General features: G+C 57.0%; 20 protein-coding genes. 15 read left to right on the top strand and 5 right to left on the bottom strand.

Annotated elements, in window-relative coordinates; genetic code table 11:
• Positions 1-51 precede the first annotated feature (51 nt).
• Positions 52-567 (bottom strand): divisome-associated lipoprotein DalA, encoded by a 516-nt coding sequence (gene dalA, locus ACR0AK_RS14005; RefSeq protein ID WP_170565068.1) that lies wholly within the window; start codon positions 565-567, stop codon positions 52-54.
• A gap of 169 nt (positions 568-736) precedes the next feature.
• On the opposite strand from dalA, the gene ACR0AK_RS14000 reads away from it, so the two are divergent.
• Both ACR0AK_RS14000 and ACR0AK_RS13995 read left to right on the top strand, forming a co-directional pair.
• Positions 737-1336, top strand: a complete 600-nt coding sequence (locus ACR0AK_RS14000) for a L,D-transpeptidase (protein ID WP_480793751.1) — start codon at positions 737-739, stop codon at positions 1334-1336.
• 139 nt (positions 1337-1475) lie between these two features.
• Positions 1476-1658 carry a hypothetical protein gene (locus ACR0AK_RS13995; protein WP_010442520.1) on the top strand — a complete coding sequence of 61 codons (183 nt, stop codon included), beginning with the start codon at positions 1476-1478 and terminating at the stop codon, positions 1656-1658.
• A gap of 76 nt (positions 1659-1734) precedes the next feature.
• Here the strand turns inward: ACR0AK_RS13995 and hemH are convergent, their stop codons facing one another.
• Both hemH and ACR0AK_RS13985 read right to left on the bottom strand, forming a co-directional pair.
• Positions 1735-2784, bottom strand: a complete 1050-nt coding sequence (gene hemH, locus ACR0AK_RS13990) for a ferrochelatase (protein ID WP_480793750.1) — start codon at positions 2782-2784, stop codon at positions 1735-1737.
• 57 nt (positions 2785-2841) lie between these two features.
• Positions 2842-3672 carry a methyltransferase domain-containing protein gene (locus tag ACR0AK_RS13985; protein ID WP_480793749.1) on the bottom strand — a complete coding sequence of 277 codons (831 nt, stop codon included), beginning with the start codon at positions 3670-3672 and terminating at the stop codon, positions 2842-2844.
• Positions 3673-3688: 16 nt separating this feature from the next.
• Between ACR0AK_RS13985 and ACR0AK_RS13980 the strand changes: the two genes are divergently transcribed.
• Genes ACR0AK_RS13980 through ACR0AK_RS13965 form a run of 4 tightly spaced genes read left to right on the top strand, consistent with a single transcriptional unit; the run spans position 3689 to position 5997 of the window.
• Positions 3689-4417: a ComF family protein gene (locus ACR0AK_RS13980; RefSeq protein WP_480794520.1), complete on the top strand. Its 729-nt coding sequence runs from the start codon at positions 3689-3691 to the stop codon at positions 4415-4417.
• Positions 4418-4454: 37 nt separating this feature from the next.
• Positions 4455-4712, top strand: a complete 258-nt coding sequence (gene grxC, locus ACR0AK_RS13975) for a glutaredoxin 3 (protein ID WP_170565054.1) — start codon at positions 4455-4457, stop codon at positions 4710-4712.
• Complete coding sequence (locus ACR0AK_RS13970; RefSeq protein WP_480793748.1) at positions 4712-5542, top strand: carbon-nitrogen hydrolase family protein; 831 nt, start codon at positions 4712-4714, stop codon at positions 5540-5542. Before grxC ends, ACR0AK_RS13970 begins: the two co-directional genes overlap by 1 nt.
• A gap of 14 nt (positions 5543-5556) precedes the next feature.
• Positions 5557-5997 carry a MarR family winged helix-turn-helix transcriptional regulator gene (locus ACR0AK_RS13965; protein ID WP_170418232.1) on the top strand — a complete coding sequence of 147 codons (441 nt, stop codon included), beginning with the start codon at positions 5557-5559 and terminating at the stop codon, positions 5995-5997.
• Between the two features lie 105 nt (positions 5998-6102).
• Here ACR0AK_RS13965 and ACR0AK_RS13960 read toward each other — a convergent pair whose 3' ends face one another.
• Both ACR0AK_RS13960 and ubiG read right to left on the bottom strand, forming a co-directional pair.
• Entirely contained in the window at positions 6103-6561 is a 459-nt protein-coding gene (locus ACR0AK_RS13960) for a hypothetical protein (RefSeq protein ID WP_480793747.1), read from the bottom strand.
• Positions 6562-6686: 125 nt separating this feature from the next.
• Positions 6687-7433, bottom strand: coding sequence for a bifunctional 2-polyprenyl-6-hydroxyphenol methylase/3-demethylubiquinol 3-O-methyltransferase UbiG (ubiG, locus tag ACR0AK_RS13955; RefSeq protein WP_480793746.1), 747 nt, complete (start codon positions 7431-7433; stop codon positions 6687-6689).
• Positions 7434-7481: 48 nt separating this feature from the next.
• Between ubiG and pip the strand changes: the two genes are divergently transcribed.
• From pip to aspT, 9 genes are all read left to right on the top strand, one after another.
• A complete protein-coding gene (pip, locus tag ACR0AK_RS13950; protein ID WP_480793745.1) occupies positions 7482-8459 on the top strand; it encodes a prolyl aminopeptidase in 978 nt (325 codons plus the stop codon).
• Complete coding sequence (locus ACR0AK_RS13945; RefSeq protein ID WP_480793744.1) at positions 8456-9277, top strand: ABC transporter substrate-binding protein; 822 nt, start codon at positions 8456-8458, stop codon at positions 9275-9277. Before pip ends, ACR0AK_RS13945 begins: the two co-directional genes overlap by 4 nt.
• A gap of 93 nt (positions 9278-9370) precedes the next feature.
• Positions 9371-10198: a hypothetical protein gene (locus ACR0AK_RS13940; protein ID WP_480793743.1), complete on the top strand. Its 828-nt coding sequence runs from the start codon at positions 9371-9373 to the stop codon at positions 10196-10198.
• 18 nt (positions 10199-10216) lie between these two features.
• Positions 10217-10387 (top strand): hypothetical protein, encoded by a 171-nt coding sequence (locus ACR0AK_RS13935; protein ID WP_480793742.1) that lies wholly within the window; start codon positions 10217-10219, stop codon positions 10385-10387.
• A gap of 164 nt (positions 10388-10551) precedes the next feature.
• Positions 10552-11142, top strand: a complete 591-nt coding sequence (rimP, locus tag ACR0AK_RS13930) for a ribosome maturation factor RimP (protein WP_170565030.1) — start codon at positions 10552-10554, stop codon at positions 11140-11142.
• The gene (nusA, locus tag ACR0AK_RS13925; RefSeq protein WP_170565028.1) at positions 11142-12755 is read left to right on the top strand and encodes a transcription termination factor NusA; all 1614 of its coding nucleotides are present in this window, start codon (positions 11142-11144) and stop codon (positions 12753-12755) included. The genes rimP and nusA overlap by 1 nt, the downstream gene beginning before the upstream one ends.
• A gap of 22 nt (positions 12756-12777) precedes the next feature.
• Complete coding sequence (locus ACR0AK_RS13920; RefSeq protein WP_170565024.1) at positions 12778-13401, top strand: RNA-binding protein; 624 nt, start codon at positions 12778-12780, stop codon at positions 13399-13401.
• Positions 13402-13409: 8 nt separating this feature from the next.
• Entirely contained in the window at positions 13410-15887 is a 2478-nt protein-coding gene (gene infB, locus ACR0AK_RS13915) for a translation initiation factor IF-2 (protein ID WP_170565022.1), read from the top strand.
• Positions 15888-16373: 486 nt separating this feature from the next.
• Positions 16374-18074: an aspartate-alanine antiporter gene (aspT, locus tag ACR0AK_RS13910; protein WP_480793741.1), complete on the top strand. Its 1701-nt coding sequence runs from the start codon at positions 16374-16376 to the stop codon at positions 18072-18074.
• The last annotated feature ends 1 nt before the right edge of the window (position 18075 follow it).

The raw sequence follows: 18075 nt of genomic DNA, 5'->3' as shown, positions 1-18075 counted from the left end.
AAAGAGCCCCCGAAAACCAGGGGCTCTATTTTTGTTCGAAACGGCTTTTGGTTACCCGCCTGATCCCATTTCCAGCGTCCACCAAATTTTCCCGCCGCCTTCCTGATGCCAGGCAAAGCCCATTTGTGTGGCTTTGGGGTCCAGGATCACCGCACGGGGGCCGGGTTCCTGCATCCAGGCGGCTAAGGTTTCGGTTTCGGTCTCATAGGTTTCCGAAATTGCCTCACCCAGGAATGTTCCATAATATCCAACGCGTTGCGCTCGATCTATGGGGGACGATCCGTCCGAACCAAAGTGCCAGGGGCGGTTTTGACGCGCCATGTCCTTGGAGTGAGTCGCGGCCGCAGCGTTCAGCTGCGAATTTAGCTGAACCGATTGTAGACCCTGCGCCTGGCGCAGTGCATTCACGGAATCCAGCATCCGGAACTGGAGTTTTTCCGGGTTTCCTCGGATCTTGTAGACCGTCGGCAGTGGGCGCCCATCGGCCCCATATGTCGGGGTGCTGCTTGGGGTACATGCAGCCAGCGCTACAAAGCAAAGAAACAGTAATGTGAGAATACGCGTCATGATCGACCTGATTATTGTGTCGCCCTACGGCATAGCGCGCCATGCAGCCTTGGGCAAACCTGCAATGGCTGATTCTTGCATGTTTCTGCCGGTTTGATTTGCGATTGACGCATTCTGGCAATAAAATACGTCGAAATTTCAGGACATCTTTCGCAAAGGACCGTTCGCTATGGTCAAGAAACCAATTCTTCAATCCAGTCGCCGTGGATTTCTGGCCGGTGCTTCGGCCCTGTTGGCCTCGCCCGCTATTGCCCAATATATCCCTGGGGATCCATTGCGCCCAGCACCGGAGCCCGAACCTCAGGTGCGCCGGAACGTATCGGGGTTCCGCGCCCTGGACTGGCAGCCCTATTTCTCGAATACTAGAAATGGAGCCATTCTGGTCGATACGGTGTCTCGGGCGTTACATTACTGGTCAGATGACCAAACTGTCTACAAACTCTATCCGTCCTCAGTTCCGTTGACCGAAGAATTGACCCGCCGGGGCCGCACCAGCGTTATCCGCAAAGTTGAAGGCCCCAGCTGGTCGCCGACACCGTCGATGAAGAAACGTAATCCCGAATGGCCCGACCATATTCCGCCGGGTCCAGATAACCCATTGGGAACACACGCTTTGTACCTGAGCTGGAAGTATTACCGGATTCACGGAACGCACGATACGCGTAAAATTGGTCGCCGGTCGTCGAACGGATGTATCGGTCTGTTCAACGAGGATATCGCCGAACTATTCTCGATGACCAAGGTCGGCACGCAAGTGTTGCTAATTTGACGACATTTTCGCGCGCGAACCCGCTTGTGGCTCAAGTTCCAATTGCATTCCAGCCGGATAGCTGATTAGAAAAAAACACGAGGTAAGTCTTGAGTGTGCGGCTTCGCTATATGGAGCCGTGCGAATTCTGGAGGTTAATATGAAGAAACTCGTTCTCGCCGCTGCACTGACTGCTGCTGCTTCGACCGCTTATGCTGGTAACCTGGAAGAGCCGGTTGTTGAAGCACCGGTTGTTGTAGAGGAAACTCAGGGTTCGTCGCAGGGTATCATCCTGCCGCTGATCCTGCTGGTCGTAGTTGCCGCAGCTGTTGCAGCAAGCTAATTTGACGAGCATTATCTAGAGAAAAGGCGGTGGATCGCTCCACCGCCTTTTTTCATGCCTGGATGATAGGGGCCGGTCAGTCGAGCCAACCCTTCAGATTATCTTCGATTACCTTACCCAATGCGGAAATGTGCGAATCATCGTCATTGAGGCAGGGGATATAGGTGAAGCCTTCGCCGCCCGCTTCTTCAAAGCTTTCCTTGATCTCTTCGTTGATCTCTTCCAGCGTCTCGATGCAATCAGCTGAAAAAGCGGGTGCGATTACCGCGATGTTCTTCTTGCCCTGCCGCGCCAACTCGGCCACGTGCTCGACGGTATAGGGTTTCAGCCATTCCTCGGGACCGAATCGCGATTGGAAGGTCGAGACCAGCTGATCGTCTGACCAGCCCAGCCGTTCCTTCAACAACCGGCTCGTTTTCGCGCACTGGCAATGATAGGGGTCACCTTGCTGCAAATACCGCTCGGGCATGCCGTGGTAGGAGCAGACAAGTATGTCGGGCTTCGTCTCCATCTTGGCATAGGCCTTTTCCACCGATCCAGCTAAGGCATCAATGTAAGCAGGCTCGTCAAAATAAGCGGGAACGGTCCGTGAGGCGGGTTGCCAGGCTTCGTCCATCAACGCGCGGAAGAACTGATCATTGGCTGTTGCTGTCGTCGCACCGGCGTATTGCGGGTAGAGCGGGAAGAATAGAATGCGATCACAGCCCGCGGCCACCATTTCACGTACTTTGGATTTGGTTGAGGGGTTGCCGTAGCGCATGCAGAAATCCACCATCACCTGATCGCCGTACCGTTCTTGCATCGCATTGCGCAACTTGGCGGTCTGTTCCTTGGTGATCGTCATCAGCGGGCTTTCGCCCTTGTCATGATTCCAGATCGACTTGTAGGCCTCGCCCGAGCTGAACGGACGTTTTGTCAGGATGATTCCCTGAAGTATCGGCTGCCATTTCCACTTTGGATAGTCGATCACGCGCTGATCCGACAGAAACTCGTTCAGATACCGGCGCATTGGCCAATAGCTGTAGTCGTCAGGCGTGCCGAGATTGGCCAGCAGAATGCCGACGCGGCCCATTCTGACCTTTGGGTGGTCTGTGGGTGCATGATCGGGGCGAGTGGCGTCAAACATCTGAAGCTTCCTGAGATTTCTCTGTACTGGCCTGAGATAACCGGAAAAGCCCGGCCGTCAATTGGACAGTTTGCCTTCTTTTGCGCCCAGCGCATCTGCCAGCCGCGTTTTGGCCGATCCGGGGCGCAATGGTTTCTGTTGACTGTCATCGGGCGACCAGCCAGTCAGACAGATCAATTCAAAAGTGGCGGTCAGTCGCCTCTCAGGCGTTTGGAAATTGTCAGCATAAATCTGCTGCGCACGGGCAAAAACCTGCCGCTTTGTGGGCTGTTTTATGCGCCCCGACATGCTGTTGGCTTCACCCATGGCGCGCAGGTCGTGCATCAGGTGCAGTATGTCGCGATATTCCGCCGTCAGACGTGCGGTGTCGGCGACCGGCAGCGCAAATCCCGCCCGTTGCAGCAAACCGCCCAGATCGCGCAACTCAGCCATTGGGGCGATGCGGGGGCTGAGCCCTCCGGTCACTTCGATTTCGGCTTCTCCCAATGCTGCGCGTAGCTCGTGCAGGGTTTCTCCGCCCAGACACACGACCAGCAGCAGCCCGTCAGGGCGTAAGGCGCGGCGGCATTGGATCAATTGCCCGACAGGGTCGTTGGCCCAATGCAGCGCCATCGCGTGAATCACCAAATCATGCGTGCCAGGTTGCAGAGCCAGCACCTCATCATCAGGTACGAATTCAGCCTCTGGGATCACCTCGCGCCAGATATGCGCAAACGGCGTCACGATCGCTGGGGCCGTAAAGGTTTTGTTAACCATAGAGAGCCGATCCTGAACCTCGTCCACTGTAGCGCGATGCAGGAACAGGGCTTCGTCCTGTGCACGGGCGCGATGCAGGGCAAGGGCCCGGCGATCAAACAAAGAGGGTGCGTTGGATTCAGGCAGTTTCATAGGGCGCAACTATCGCATGTGGCAGCGGATTCAAACCGCCGTCTCGCTGATCTACCCGCCGCGATGCCTGGGATGCGGTGATCTGACCGAGACGGATTTCGGCCTGTGCGGATCCTGCTGGCGAGAAACACCCTTTATCGGCGGTGTTGTTTGCGAAAGCTGCGGAGTACCGTTGCCGGGGATGGCAGACGGGCATCGGATTGAATGCGATGATTGCATGGCTGCCCCCCGACCTTGGCGGGAAGGGCGTTCGGCCTTGTTGTATGATGGCAAGGCGCGGTCGTTGATCCTGGCTTTGAAACACGGTGACAGGCCCGAACTGGCGCGCCCTGCTGCGCGCTGGCTGGCACAGGCCGGGCAGGATCTGTTTCGGGACGGCATGCTGGTCGCGCCGGTGCCTCTGCACTGGTCCCGGTTGCTGAAACGCCGCTACAACCAATCCGCCTTGTTGGCGCAGCATCTTGGGAAAGAGGTTGGGCTTGAGGTGTGCCCGGACCTTTTGCTTCGGTGCCGGAAGACACCTGTTCTGGATGGCAAAACAGCCGTTGAGAGGGCTGAAACCCTGAAAAACGCAATCATTGCCCATCCCAGGCGGAAAACCCACCTGTACGGGCGCGATATCTTGCTGGTGGATGATGTGATGACGTCCGGCGCGACACTGGCGGCATGCGCGCGCGTCTGTCTTGCATCCGGGGCAAGTCATATTTTCGTGTTGACCCTAGCGCGCGTTGCCAAGGATAGCTAATTCGCTCAAGATTATGCGAAACGCGAAGGTACGGAATATGAAACCGGTAGAAATCTACACCTCGCCGCTGTGCGGTTTTTGTCATGCGGCCAAGCGCCTGCTGAAGCAGAAGGGCGTCGAGTTCAAGGAAGTCGACGTGCTGATGCACCCCAAGCGCAAACCCGAGATGATTAAGCGCGCAGGTGGCAAGCGAACCGTTCCACAGATATTTATCGGTACGCAGCATGTCGGTGGCTGTGATGAGCTTTATGAACTGGAGCGCCAGGGCAAGCTAGATCGCCTGCTCGCGGCCTGATGAAAACCGCGCTTCTGCAGATCACCTCGTCGGATGATCCGGCCGAAAATTTGGACGTGGTGCGCGCCATGATGGCTGATGCAGCGGCGCAAGGCGCGCGGTTCATCCTGACACCCGAGGTGACGAATTGCGTCTCCACCAGCACCACGCGGCAGCGCGAAGTCCTGCAGCACGAAGAAGATGACCAGACGCTGGCGGGCCTGCGGGATCAGGCCGCCGCGCTGGGCGTCTGTTTGCTGATCGGGTCGCTGGCGATCAAAACGCATGATGTGGACGGTCGGTTTGCAAACCGCTCCTACATGATCGACCCGCAGGGGCAGATCGTGGCGCGGTACGACAAGATTCACATGTTCGACGTGCAGGTCACCGAGACCGAGACCTTCCGCGAATCGAAAAACTACCGCCCTGGTGATAAGGCGGTGATTGCCGACACCGCATTCGGCAAGGTCGGCATGACCGTCTGTTATGACATCCGGTTTCCGGCGCTCTATGCGGCTTTGGCGCAGGCGGGTGCACGTATCCTGACAGTTCCGGCGGCGTTTTCACCGGTGACCGGGGCCGCGCACTGGGAATCGCTGCTACGCGCGCGGGCGATTGAAACTGGCTGTTGGGTTTTGGCACCCGCCCAGACCGGCGAGCATCCCAAAACACGCGGAAAGACGCGCCATACCTATGGCCACAGCATGGTCGTTGCCCCGTGGGGAGAGGTTGTCATCGACGCAGGGACCGATCCGGGCATTCACATTTTCGATTTGCATGATAGTTCTGTGTCTGAGGCGCGCCGTCGCGTGCCCTCTTTGACTCACGTCCGTCGCTTTGACGGGCCCTGATCCAGAACCGGACCATGACTGACGAACACAATGCCCTTGCGGTCACGCTGTTCAGCGAAATCCTGACCGCCGATCAACTATTGCGCAACCGGCTTAGCCGGGTGCTGCCCAAGGGTATGGAGATCTCGCACTTTTCAGTTCTGAACCATCTGGTTTTTGTCGGGGGCGAACGATCTCCCGCGCAACTGGCCAGCACCTTTCACGTCACCCGAGGGGCGATGACCAACACCTTGGCTAAGCTGGAATGGGCCGGATACATCCATATCCGCCCCGACTGGGACGACGCCCGCCGCAAGATGGTCGCAATCAGCCCTGCGGGTCGTCGTGCACGAGATCAGGCGATTTCCTCGATTGCCCCGCTGATAAACCGTGTCGTCGGAGAGTTGGGGCTTGAACGGGTGCGCAGCACGTTACCCGTGCTGCGGGATTTGCGGTTGCAGTTGGAGGGGGAGTAGGGATCAGCGAACCGTTGTCCCAAGGTGGATCCAGGACTGGTGTGGTCGGGCGCTGGCAGGCTTGATGCTCATGCAATGTGCCGCGGACTGAACGGCCACTTCATTCTAAGAGCATTCTATCCAGAAGCTGCCGTAAATCACGGGGATCCAAAGCTGAAAATCACCCAACCAAATTCCGGCCGAAGCCGCCGCCGCGAAAAGAAGACAAGATTCAATTCCTTCTTTGCCCTCATATTGCCCACCATGAACAAGCCATACCAAATACTCTCCTTTTTCTTCTTCAATCGTGGAGAATATTCTCCCTACATTGCATCCTTCGTCAGAGAGTTCGTGTTTGGAAAATGGTTCTGTCATCTCCTCCGTCAGTTCTAATTCGACTGGTTTCACAAACTTGCCATCCGAAACTATCTCGGGGTCAATAAAGACGAAAAAATACAACGCCCTTACTAGATCATAGTTGTTCGAGTTCGAACCCAAGTAACGATCTGCTATTTCCTGAGTCGCCTCAGAAACCTTAGGATGGCTTACATAGCCATACAGCGGAACGCCTTCATGCTCGTACACGAACCCGCCTGCTACCTCTTGTGCTGTGGCTAGCGGGCTATTGAATATGGTAGCAGTGGAAATTGCGGCTCCATAAAATACTGCGCCACAGCGCGTAACTTAACGATCGAGCCAAAAAATCTTCCTTAACTCGGCTTCACACTCGCCGTCACATAATTCACGCTCAGGTCGCGGTCCGAGATCGACCAACTCCACAGGATCGGGTTGAACACGAAACCCTTGCGGTCCACCGGCCCCAGCCCGGCTTGGCGCAGTAGGTCAAACAGCTCATCGGGAGTGATGAACTTGTTCCACTCATGCGTGCCGCGGGGCAGCCAGCGCATGACGACCTCGGCCCCGAAAATGGCCATGGCATAAGATTTCGGATTGCGGTTGATGGTCGAACAGATCAGCAACCCGCCCGGTTTCAGTAATTGCTGCGAGGCTGTCAGAAATCCCAACGGGTCGGCAACATGCTCGACCACTTCCATGTTCAGCACCACGTCGAACTGTTCGCCTGCAGCGGCCATGTCCTCGGCAGTGGCGTGGCGGTAGTCGATCTCCAGCCCGGATTGTTCCGCGTGGATTCTCGCGACGGGCAGGTTGCCTTCGGCGGCATCTGCTCCGACTACTTCGGCTCCAAGGCGGGCCATTGGTTCGCTCAGCAGCCCGCCGCCGCAGCCGATATCCAGCAAACGCAGACCCTCGAACGGCTTTGCGGCCTTCAAATCGCGATCGAATTCGCCTGCAATCTGCTGTGTGATATAATCCAGCCGACAGGGGTTGAGCATGTGCAGTGGTTTGAATTTTCCATGCGGGTCCCACCATTCTGCGGCCATCGCTTCGAATTTTGCGATCTCAGAAGGGTCAACCGTGTTCGGATGCGCTTGCATTCCTGTCTCCGTATGCTCTTTTACGCTTAAGGACTATATAGGGCCATAATGGACAAGTACCCGGACCAAAAGCGCGCAGTTCAATATCTGTACCCGCCGATCGACCCATTCGATCAGCGGATGGTCGATGTGGGCGACGGGCACCGTATCTATATGGAACAATGCGGCAATCCCAATGGCCTTCCTGTGGTGATTCTGCATGGGGGGCCCGGTGGTGGCTGCAGCCCGGCTATGCGGCGTTATTTCGATCCGAACGTCTATCGGGTGATTCTTTTTGATCAGCGTGGGTGTGGTCGTTCGAGGCCTCATGCTTCGGTCACGGATAACACCACATGGCATCTGGTGGACGATATCGAACGACTGCGTACGCTGCTGGATATAGACGAATGGATCGTTTTTGGCGGCAGTTGGGGGGCAACGCTTGCGCTGGTCTATGCGCAATCCTACCCAGATCGCGTCAGCAGACTGGTGCTGCGCGGTGTGTTCCTTGCAACGCAGGCCGAGCTGAACTGGTTTTATGGTGGCGGTGCGGGGAAGTTTTGGCCCGAACAATGGTCCAAATTCACTGCTCTGCTGTCGGAAAGTGAACTAAGCGACACGATCGGCGCGTATAACAAACGCCTGTTCTCGGGTGATCGCGCGACCGAGATTCTGTATGCGCGCGCTTGGTCCAGTTGGGAAAACGCCCTGGCGTCGATCCATTCGCATGGCGCAACCGGGGAAAGCCCGGGGGAATACGCGCGCGCCTTTGCGCGGCTTGAGAATCATTATTTCATCAACAACGCGTTTCTTGAGCGCGACGGGCAGATTCTGGACCAGATGGACCGGATCTCTCATATCCCCGGCCACATCGTACAGGGGAGGTATGACATGATTTGTCCGCCTCTGGCGGCGTGGAACCTTGCCGAGCGTTGGCCCAATGCCGAGCTGAAGATGGTGCGTCAGGCAGGGCATGCGTTGTCCGAGCCCGGAATCAGTGCTGAATTGGTTCGCATCATGGACCGAGTGGCAGAGGGTGCATTATGACCCGGATTGACCGTCGCGCTCTGTTTGCCTCTGGTGCCGCTGCCGCATTGCTGGCGGCGACGGGGACTTCTTTGGCCGATACACCGAAAGTGGGCGGAACGTTGCGCCTGGCGGTGCCGCGCGACGACAGTTTGGAACAGGTCGCCCGTGGCGCTGTGTTCGACACCCTGACCGAGATTGCACCCGACGGCACCCTGCGCGGAGAGCTTGCGACCGATTGGCAGACTGATTCCCAAGCCCGCAACTGGAGCTTTGATCTGCGCGAAACAGCCCGGTTTCACGATGGGGCGGCACTTAACGTTAACGACGTGATGGCTGTTTTGGGCGATGTCGGGCGGGTCGAAGCCTTGTCAGATAACCGCGTGCGTTTGGAACTGACCCAGGCCAACCCGGGTCTGCCCTTCCTTCTGGCTGACAGCAGATTCGTTATCACGCGCACCGGACAAGGTGTAACGCCGCTACGGGCTGCGAACGGCACCGGTTGCTACAGTGTTGAGCGGGCTGAAGATGATCGTCATTTCCTCGGGCGCCGTGTGGCGGGCCATTATAAGGACGGATCGGCCGGTTGGGCTGAAACCCTTGAGGTTATCGTCATCCCCGACGCACGAGTGCGCACTGAGGCGTTGCGGGATGGCTATGTGGATATCGCTGTGCAGCCTGCGGGCGAGGGGTTAAGCCCGAAACGTGGATTGCGCTTTTTCCCAAGCGAATCCAACATGGCGCTGGCTGTTGCAACGCATGTCGGTATGCCACGCCAAATCGGAACGGATCGCGTTTTGGATGATGGCCGAATTGCCGAGCGCTGGTGGTTGATTTAAACCGCGAAAACTCGCCTGCCTTCTAATTTGCACCAATTTTTGCTATAATGCGCGCCGTATTGGTTTAATTGTTTCGCAAGTGGGAGAATTCCCATGAAGGTTGAAGCTCTAAAGAGTTTAACGATATTCATTTTGTCAGGTGTTATGGCATTTGTCGCTGTATCTGCCCTGAAAGCAGGTAAAGACCTGACCGTTACAGTCAAAAAAAACGGGACGATAGGGTTGGACGCCCTCGACGGACAGTCACTGACGCAGTTGCTGGACAATGGTTTTGAGGCGGTACAGCCGGCACCGGAAGATGACGCAGAGAAGACGGCGCGAAAACTGTCCGATATGCGGGCTCTGACCCGCACTTTGAAATCGCTTGGTTACTATGCGCTGAACGATTCGGAACTGGTTCACGAGATTAAAGGGCTGGAAAATTACAAACCCGTGTCGGTCGGGATGCGCGGCGTTCTGCTTGAGGTTATTAAGACCGAACCGCATGACGACAGTCTGTTGTTTGCGACGCTCTACACCAACTTCATTCAGCAAGAGACCGTGTTCAACCCACTCAAGCATGAGGTGACCGCCGAGGGCGTGTTGTTGCATGACACAAATGAGAATGAAAAACCGGTGGTGTACACCTGCCCCGACAGTTTTTTGACACCGGGGATCACCGTCCGGATCAAGCCGACGGGTGGGTCATCCAGTATCATGCCTCAGTTCACGGTGGGGCAAGATCCTGTTTTTCACGTTTGCGCCGCGCGGACGCCGTTCGAGTTTCTATCCGGCTCGGAAAGGAAGCTGGGGCTGAACCGGGTGATTTTTGACCAGCTTTTCCCGCCGCGGATGGCGGATGCCGAGCAGTTTCAGGGCAGAGGCACGTTGTCGGTGATGAAATTCCCGTGCAACACGCAGCCTGCACTTTTTACAACTTAGGCGGAATAGGAGGCTTCAATGAAAAAATGTACTGTTCTGGCCGCTACAGTCGCGCTTTTAGCCGTCGCTTTGTCAGGCAGCGTAGACGCCCAGGGACGGGAATGTCTGTTTGATGGCGAGGTCTATGAAGATGGGGACCGCGTTGGTCCTTATGTCTGTGAAAATGGTGAATGGATTCTCCCAAACTGATATTGTGATTGACCATCCCGGTGCTTGGGCTTGCAATCTTGCGGTTGCTTGGCTATATCGCCGTTAACAGCGGCGTGTCGGGCTTCGGTCCGGGGCTCCACCGGAAAAGATCGACGGGCCGCGCGCCCGTTTTTTTGTGCCCGACTGACAGGGTAGAGTACCAGATGACAAATGACCTGATAGCCAAAGCAGCCATTGATCGGCGACTGGCCGAGATCATCACCCCCGTGATCGAGGATCTCGGGTATGAGCTTGTGCGTATTCGTCTAATGAGCGGCAAGACGACCACGATGCAGATCATGGCCGATAAGCCAGATGGCGGTATCGAAGTGGACGATTGCGCCGAAATCTCGAACGCGATCAGCGCCACATTGGATGTCGAGGACCCGATTCTTGATGCCTATACGCTTGAGGTTTCAAGCCCCGGCATCGACCGCCCTCTGACCCGCCTCAAGGATTTTGAGATGTTCGAGGGGTATGAGGCCAAAATCGAAACCTCCGAACTGATCGACGGCCGCCGCCGCTTCAAAGGCGAGCTGGCCGGGGTCGAAGGGGATGAGGTTCTGATTAATATCCCCGAGGGGGATGAGACCATTACCATCGGCCTGCAATTCGACTGGTTGAGCGATGCAAAGCTGGTCCTGACCGATGACCTGATCAAAGAAATGCTGCGCCAGCGCAAGGACGCCGGTGCCCTGAACGAAAACGCTTTCGACGAGATTGAGACCGAAGGGTCCGAAGAGGAGACGAACTGATGGCAATCACCTCAGCCAACCAGCTGGAGCTGCTACAGACCGCCGAGGCCGTGGCCCGCGAAAAGATGATCGACCCCGGTCTGGTTGTCGAAGCGATGGAAGAATCGCTCGCCCGCGCCGCCAAGAGCCGTTACGGCGCCGAGATGGACATTCGCGTGTCGATTGACCGCAAGACCGGCAAGGCGACCTTTACCCGCGTCCGCACCGTGGTCGAGGATGAAGAGCTTGAGAACTATCAGGCCGAAATGACGGTTGAACAGGCGAAACAGTACATGGAATCGCCCGAAGTTGGTGACGTCTTTGTCGAAGAAGTTCCGCCGGTTGAAATGGGCCGTATCGCTGCGCAGTCCGCCAAGCAGGTCATTCTGCAAAAGGTTCGCGAAGCCGAGCGTGACCGTCAGTACGAAGAATTCAAAGATCGCGCGGGCACCATCATCAACGGTGCCGTCAAGCGCGAAGAGTTTGGCAATGTTATCGTCGATTTGGGCGGTGCCGAAGCCGTTCTGCGCCGCAATGACAAGATCGGCCGCGAAAGCTATCGCCCGAATGACCGCGTGCGCGCGTACATCAAAGAAGTGCGTCGCGAGGTTCGCGGCCACCAGATCTTCCTGTCGCGCACCGCACCGGAATTCATGGCCGAACTGTTCAAGATGGAAGTGCCGGAAATCTATGACGGCATCATCGAGGTTAAGGCCGTGGCTCGTGACCCAGGTTCGCGTGCCAAGATCGCTGTGATCTCGTATGACGGCTCAATCGACCCGGTTGGTGCCTGCGTAGGTATGCGAGGAAGCCGTGTTCAGGCCGTTGTGAACGAGCTGCAGGGTGAAAAGATCGACATCATCCCGTGGAACGAAGATCAGCCGACCTTCCTGGTGAACGCGCTGCAGCCCGCCGAGGTTTCCAAGGTGGTTCTGGACGAAGAAGCCGGCAAAATCGAAGTTGTGGTTCCCGAGGAACAGCTGTCGCTGGCTATCGGTCGTCGCGGTCAGAACGTGCGTCTGGCCAGCCAGCTGACCAATCTGGACATCGACATCATGACCGAAGCCGAGGAGTCGGCACGTCGTCAGAAAGAATTCGAAGCCCGGACAAGCCTGTTCATGGAAACCCTCGATCTGGACGAGTTCTTCGCTCAGCTGCTGGTCTCCGAAGGCTTTACCAACCTCGAAGAGGTGGCTTACGTCGAGATCGACGAACTGCTGGTCATCGACGGCGTTGATGAAGGTACTGCGCAAGAGTTGCAGACCCGCGCCCGGGAATACCTGGAAGCACAGGCCAAGGCGGCGCTGGAAAGTGCCCGCGCGTTGGGTGCCGAGGACAGCCTTATTGAATTTGAAGGCCTGACACCCCAGATGGTTGAGGCGCTGGCCAAGGACGATGTCAAAAATCTGGAAGACTTCGCCACCTGTGCTGACTGGGAACTGGCCGGTGGCTGGACCACGGTCGACGGCCAGCGAATCAAAGATGACGGTGTTCTGGAGCCTTTCGGTGTGACGCTGGAAGAGGCGCAGGATCTGGTCATGACCGCTCGGATCATGCTGGGTTGGGTTGATCCGGCTGAGCTGGAACAGGCCGAAGAAGATGTTGAAGTTGCTGAAGAGGAGGCCGAGGCCTGATCTCAGGCTTCGGGTGGCGCGTATGGGTCGCGGTGGCGTCCATAAAGATCGGTCCGATGGACCTGAACGCAAGTGCATCGCCACGGGCGAGATTCAACCTAAATTTGGGTTGATCCGCTTTGTGACGGGGCCGGATGGTCAGGTCTTTCCGGATGTCGCGGCGAAACTGCCAGGGCGTGGCGTCTATGTCGCGGCCGAACGCAGTGCGTTGGACAAAGCCGTGGGAAAAAAGCTGTTTGCGCGCGGATTCAAGGCGCAAGTAAGCGTGCCGAGTGATTTGACGGACGAAGTGGAACGCCAGGTTGCACGCCGTGTGATCGAGTTGGTGAGCCTTGCGCGCAAGTCCGGCGATGCGGTCGCCGGTTATGAAAAGGTCAAGACGTGGCTGGACCGGGAAGAGGCCCAGGTACTGATACAAGCCTCTGATGGATCGGGGCGCGGCAAGTCGAAACTCAGCACGCCGCACTTCGGAAAATACATCGGTTGGCTGACGGCGGACGAGCTGGGACAGGCATTTGGGCGCCAAACCGTGATTCATGCGGCGCTGGCCTCTGGCGGTCTTGCCAAACGTGTTGTAGAGGAAGCGCAGCGCCTGCGTGGCTTGCGCGAAACGGATGACGGCGGCAGGGGCCGCGCGGAAGGGTAAGAAGCTTTATGAGCGATAATGACGGCAAAAAGACATTGGGTCTTCGTGGCGGGGCACGCCCCGGAAATGTGAAACAGAGTTTCAGCCACGGACGCACCAAGAATGTCGTGGTGGAAACCAAACGCAAACGCGTGGTGGTTCCCAAGCCGGGCGCCGGCAAACCGGGTGGCGGAGCAACGCCCTCGGGTGATCCGTCGCGCCGCCCTGCCGGGATTTCCGATGCGGAAATGGCCCGCCGGATGAAGGCTCTGCAGGCCGCCAAGGCCCGCGAGGTCGAAGAGGCCGCTGCGCGCGAAGCCGCAGAAAAGGCGCGTGAAGAAGAACGCGCCCGTCGTCGTGCGGAACAAGAGGCCAAAGAACGCGAACAGCGTGAGGCCGAAGAAAAGGCACGCGCCAAGGCCGAAGAAGAAGAACGCAAGCGCAAAGAGGCGGAAGATGCCGCCAAACGCGCAGCTGCTGCCCCGGCGGCCGTCGAAGAACCCAAAGCGGCACGCAGCCCGGCCAGCAAACCTGCCCCAGCGGCGGCTCCGCGTAAGCAGGATCGCGAACGCGAACAGCGTGGTCGTGGCAAAGGGCGCGACGACAACCGCCGCTCTGGTAAGCTGACACTCGGTCAGGCAACCGGTGGTGAAGGCAACCGTCAACGCTCGATGGCGTCGATGAAGCGCAAGCAAGAGCGTGCGCGTCAGAAAGCCATGGGCGGCCCGGTCGAGCGGGAAAAGGTCATCCGCGACGTTCAGCTGCCCGAGGCGATCGTGGTCTCGGAACTGGCCAACCGTATGGCCGAGCGTGTGGCTGACGTTGTCAAATCGCTCATGAACATGGGCATGATGGTTACCCAGAACCAGACCATCGACGCCGATACCGCTGAACTGATCATCGAAGAATTTGGCCACAAGGTTACACGTGTCTCAGATTCGGATGTTGAAGACGTCATCAAAGAAGTCGAAGACAGCGATGATGACCTTCAGCCCCGTCCGCCGGTCATCACAATCATGGGTCACGTTGACCACGGTAAGACCTCGTTGCTGGATGCGATCCGCGACGCGCGCGTTGTGGCGGGTGAGGCCGGGGGCATTACCCAGCATATCGGCGCCTATCAGGTGAAAACTGACGGCGGCACCACGTTGACCTTCCTGGACACACCGGGTCACGCGGCCTTTACCTCGATGCGCTCGCGCGGTGCTCAGGTCACGGATATCGTGGTTTTGGTTGTGGCTGCCGACGACGCGGTGATGCCGCAGACGATCGAGGCGATCAACCACGCGAAAGCGGCTGAAGTCCCGATGATCGTGGCGATCAACAAGGTCGACAAGCCGGATGCAAACCCGGACAAGGTGCGCACCGATCTGCTGCAGCATGAAGTCATCGTCGAGAAAATGTCGGGTGATGTTCAGGATGTCGAAGTATCCGCCATCACCGGTCAGGGTCTGGACGAGCTGCTGGAAGCTATCGCGCTGCAATCCGAAATTCTGGAACTGAAGGCCAACCCGAATCGTGCCGCTCAAGGTGCCGTGATCGAAGCGCAGCTGGATGTGGGCCGCGGTCCCGTGGCGACTGTTCTGGTTCAGAACGGCACGCTGCATCAGGGCGATATCTTCGTTGTGGGTGAGCAGTACGGTAAAGTCCGTGCGCTGATCAATGACAAGGGTGAGCGCGTCAAAGAAGCGGGTCCCTCTGTTCCTGTCGAAGTTCTGGGTCTGAACGGCACACCCGAAGCGGGTGACGTTCTGAACGTGACCGAGACCGAAGCGCAGGCCCGTGAGATCGCGGAATACCGTGAACAAGCCGCCAAGGACAAACGCGCCGCCGCCGGTGCCGCGACCACCCTTGAGCAGCTGATGCAGAAGGCCAAGGAAGACGAAAACGTCACCGAGTTGCCGATTCTGATGAAAGCGGACGTGCAAGGCTCTGCCGAAGCCATCGTTCAGGCGATGGAGAAGATCGGCAACGAAGAAGTCCGCGTACGCGTTCTGCATTCGGGTGTTGGTGCGATCACAGAGACGGATGTCGGCCTGGCCGAAGCCTCTGGTGCGCCAATCTTCGGGTTCAACGTTCGTGCCAACGCATCGGCGCGGAACACCGCGAACCAGAAGGGTGTCGAGATCCGCTATTACTCGGTGATCTATGACCTCGTGGACGACGTGAAAGCCGCCGCATCCGGCCTGCTGAGCGCCGAGATCCGCGAGAAGTTCATTGGGTACGCCGAGATCCGCGAAGTCTTCAAGGTTACCGGTGTTGGCAAGGTTGCTGGCTGTCTGGTCACCGAAGGCGTTGCCCGTCGTTCCGCGGGCGTCCGCCTGCTGCGCGACAACGTGGTGATCCACGAAGGCACGCTGAAGACGCTGAAGCGTTTCAAGGACGAAGTAGCCGAGGTTCAGTCGGGTCAGGAATGCGGTATGGCGTTCGAGAACTACGACGATATCCGCGCCGGCGACGTGATCGAGATCTTCGAGCGCGAAGAAGTGACCCGCACGCTGGATTGATCCGGTTCTCAAGAGAAACAGAAAACAGCGGCTCTTCGGAGCCGCTTTTTTTATGGATTGCCGAAAGTCATTGACAGAAAACGTGCAGTTTTTAGAGCAAAATCATTTCGTGGGAACATGCAATCCTTGCTAAAACTCTGAGTAAATCTGACCTCAGCGTCGGCTTTGTGGGCAAAGATCCCATCGCTTAAACAAAAAAGAAGGCAAGCGCGGAAAGGTTGGCCGCAACACGAAGAAAGCGAGCACGAATGTCTTTCGGTTAGTCAAAAGATCATTTCTCAACATAACAAAGAGAAGGATGCGTGCCCCAAAATTCCAAAATCAGAATTTTCGGTCACCAAACGCATTTGCCTTTTCGTGAATTCTTTCCAGATGCCTTCCTAGTGTTCGCTCAACTCCGGCCATCTAAAATTTACTGTTTCCAAGATAGTTAGGCGCTGTATCTTGTGCAGAACGGATCAGTGTTTAGACGCAGAGGGTTTCATTATGGAATTAATCACTGAACAGCTCCGCACCTATCCTATAATGGCTCTCTTTCTGTGTCTGGGTCTGGGATACGGTGTCGGAAAATTCCGGGTCGGCAAGTTCGAACTTGGGGGAATTGCCGGCACATTGCTGGTGGCGGTTTTCGTAGGTCAGATCGGCGGGATCAACCTCAGCACCGATGTGCAAAATATCTTCTTTTCTCTGTTCATTTTCATGGTCGGATATAACGGAGGACCGCAGTTCTTCGCAGCCCTGAACCGGACTGCCCTGACCAAACTACTCGCCGCATTCATGATGACCCTGTGGGGTTTGTTCTTCGTGATTGTCGTTGCCAGGTGGGCGGGGCTGGACAAAGGACTGGCCGCGGGTCTGGCTGCCGGAGGGTTAACCCAGTCCGCAATTATCGGCACGGCCGGAAATGCTATCGACCTTTTGGGGTTGGCGTCGGATGAGGCTGAAAAGCTAAAGACCAATATCGCGGTTGGCTATTCGGTCACCTACATCTTTGGATCAATCGGTCCGATTCTGGCCGTCAGCGTACTTCCTATCATCATGCGGTGGAACCTGCGGGAAGAGGCGATCAAGCTGGCTCAAAAGCTCAGTGGCGGTGGTCGCTCGCTCGAAGAGGGTGAATTCCTGCCCATGAACCGATTCGATGCGCGGGCGTATCGGGTTCGCGATGGTGCGTCAGTTGTCGGCAGTTCGGTAACAGAAATAGAAGCTGGGTCTAACGAAGATATCTTGGTCGAACGGTTGCTACGCGATGGCGTTGCCACGGATCCAACGCCTGACATGGTGATCAACGCAGGCGACGTAGTAGTTGTGTCCGGGCTGGTTTCTGGGCTGGCAAAGTTCGAAAGTTCGGCCGGAAGCGAGGTCGGAGAATTCCCGCCCGAACTAGTGGTCGTCGAAGAACGGCGCAATGTCGTAATCACCAACCCCAAACTTGCAGGCAAAACCCTTTTACAGCTGCGCGACGCAATATCTGCCGATCAACGCCGGGGCGTCTACATCTCCAAGATTACCCGCATGGGCCATGATATTCCGGTTCTGCACGACACCGAGATTCACGCTGGCGACGAAGTCAGCATTGTTGGCCACAAGGATGACCTGACCCGTGCGACCAAATTTGCGGGCTATGTGCCGCCATCCGCTTCTGTCACCAACTTCATCGCATTGGGGATCGGTGTCGCGGTCGGATATCTGATCGGTGAGATCAGCTTTACCATCGCCGGAACCAAAGTAGCGCTGGGGTCGGGCCTTGGGTGCCTCGTGACCGGACTGATTATCGGATACTTGCGTATCCGCCGTCCTAAGATCGGCGGCATCAATCGCGGTGCTGCGAATTTCCTGCAAAGCTTCGGTTTAGCGGTTTTTGTGGGTGTTGTCGGCCTGAACGCCGGTCAACCTGCGCTGCAGGCGATTCAGGAATATGGGATTACATTGCTGTTGCTTGGGTTCGTTGTGACGCTGATGCCGATGATCGTTCAATTTCCAATCAACTACATCGCCCTGCGTATTCGGAACCCGATCGAAGCTTGTGCAGTTGTCACCGGATCTCGATCGGGTAACCCGGGTTTTGCAACTCTGCTTGAAAAGGCAGGAAACTCGACCCCGACCCCGGCTTTCACCATGACCTATGCAGTTGCGAACATCTTCCTGACACTTTGGGGGCCGTTGGTCGTGGCTTTTGTGCCGTAGG

This window comes from Ruegeria sp. BI12, assembly GCF_056537985.1.
Note: the sequence above shows the minus strand (reverse complement) of the source record. Positions and strands in the feature narration are given on the sequence as shown.

What these genes read in the sequence shown, in the direction of transcription:
- rimP (WP_170565030.1), top strand. Translation starts at nt 10,552, where the DNA reads ATGACAAATGACCTGATAGCCAAAGCAGCCATTGATCGGCGACTGGCC.
- ACR0AK_RS13980 (WP_480794520.1), top strand. Translation starts at nt 3,689, where the DNA reads ATGTGGCAGCGGATTCAAACCGCCGTCTCGCTGATCTACCCGCCGCGA.
- ACR0AK_RS13995 (WP_010442520.1), top strand. Translation starts at nt 1,476, where the DNA reads ATGAAGAAACTCGTTCTCGCCGCTGCACTGACTGCTGCTGCTTCGACC.
- aspT (WP_480793741.1), top strand. Translation starts at nt 16,374, where the DNA reads ATGGAATTAATCACTGAACAGCTCCGCACCTATCCTATAATGGCTCTC.
- nusA (WP_170565028.1), top strand. Translation starts at nt 11,142, where the DNA reads ATGGCAATCACCTCAGCCAACCAGCTGGAGCTGCTACAGACCGCCGAG.
- ACR0AK_RS13985 (WP_480793749.1), bottom strand. Translation starts at nt 3,672, where the DNA reads ATGAAACTGCCTGAATCCAACGCACCCTCTTTGTTTGATCGCCGGGCC.
- ACR0AK_RS13935 (WP_480793742.1), top strand. Translation starts at nt 10,217, where the DNA reads ATGAAAAAATGTACTGTTCTGGCCGCTACAGTCGCGCTTTTAGCCGTC.
- ACR0AK_RS13970 (WP_480793748.1), top strand. Translation starts at nt 4,712, where the DNA reads ATGAAAACCGCGCTTCTGCAGATCACCTCGTCGGATGATCCGGCCGAA.
- ACR0AK_RS13945 (WP_480793744.1), top strand. Translation starts at nt 8,456, where the DNA reads ATGACCCGGATTGACCGTCGCGCTCTGTTTGCCTCTGGTGCCGCTGCC.
- ubiG (WP_480793746.1), bottom strand. Translation starts at nt 7,433, where the DNA reads ATGCAAGCGCATCCGAACACGGTTGACCCTTCTGAGATCGCAAAATTC.
- infB (WP_170565022.1), top strand. Translation starts at nt 13,410, where the DNA reads ATGAGCGATAATGACGGCAAAAAGACATTGGGTCTTCGTGGCGGGGCA.
- ACR0AK_RS13965 (WP_170418232.1), top strand. Translation starts at nt 5,557, where the DNA reads ATGACTGACGAACACAATGCCCTTGCGGTCACGCTGTTCAGCGAAATC.
- ACR0AK_RS13920 (WP_170565024.1), top strand. Translation starts at nt 12,778, where the DNA reads ATGGGTCGCGGTGGCGTCCATAAAGATCGGTCCGATGGACCTGAACGC.
- grxC (WP_170565054.1), top strand. Translation starts at nt 4,455, where the DNA reads ATGAAACCGGTAGAAATCTACACCTCGCCGCTGTGCGGTTTTTGTCAT.
- ACR0AK_RS13940 (WP_480793743.1), top strand. Translation starts at nt 9,371, where the DNA reads ATGAAGGTTGAAGCTCTAAAGAGTTTAACGATATTCATTTTGTCAGGT.
- ACR0AK_RS14000 (WP_480793751.1), top strand. Translation starts at nt 737, where the DNA reads ATGGTCAAGAAACCAATTCTTCAATCCAGTCGCCGTGGATTTCTGGCC.
- hemH (WP_480793750.1), bottom strand. Translation starts at nt 2,784, where the DNA reads ATGTTTGACGCCACTCGCCCCGATCATGCACCCACAGACCACCCAAAG.
- pip (WP_480793745.1), top strand. Translation starts at nt 7,482, where the DNA reads ATGGACAAGTACCCGGACCAAAAGCGCGCAGTTCAATATCTGTACCCG.
- dalA (WP_170565068.1), bottom strand. Translation starts at nt 567, where the DNA reads ATGACGCGTATTCTCACATTACTGTTTCTTTGCTTTGTAGCGCTGGCT.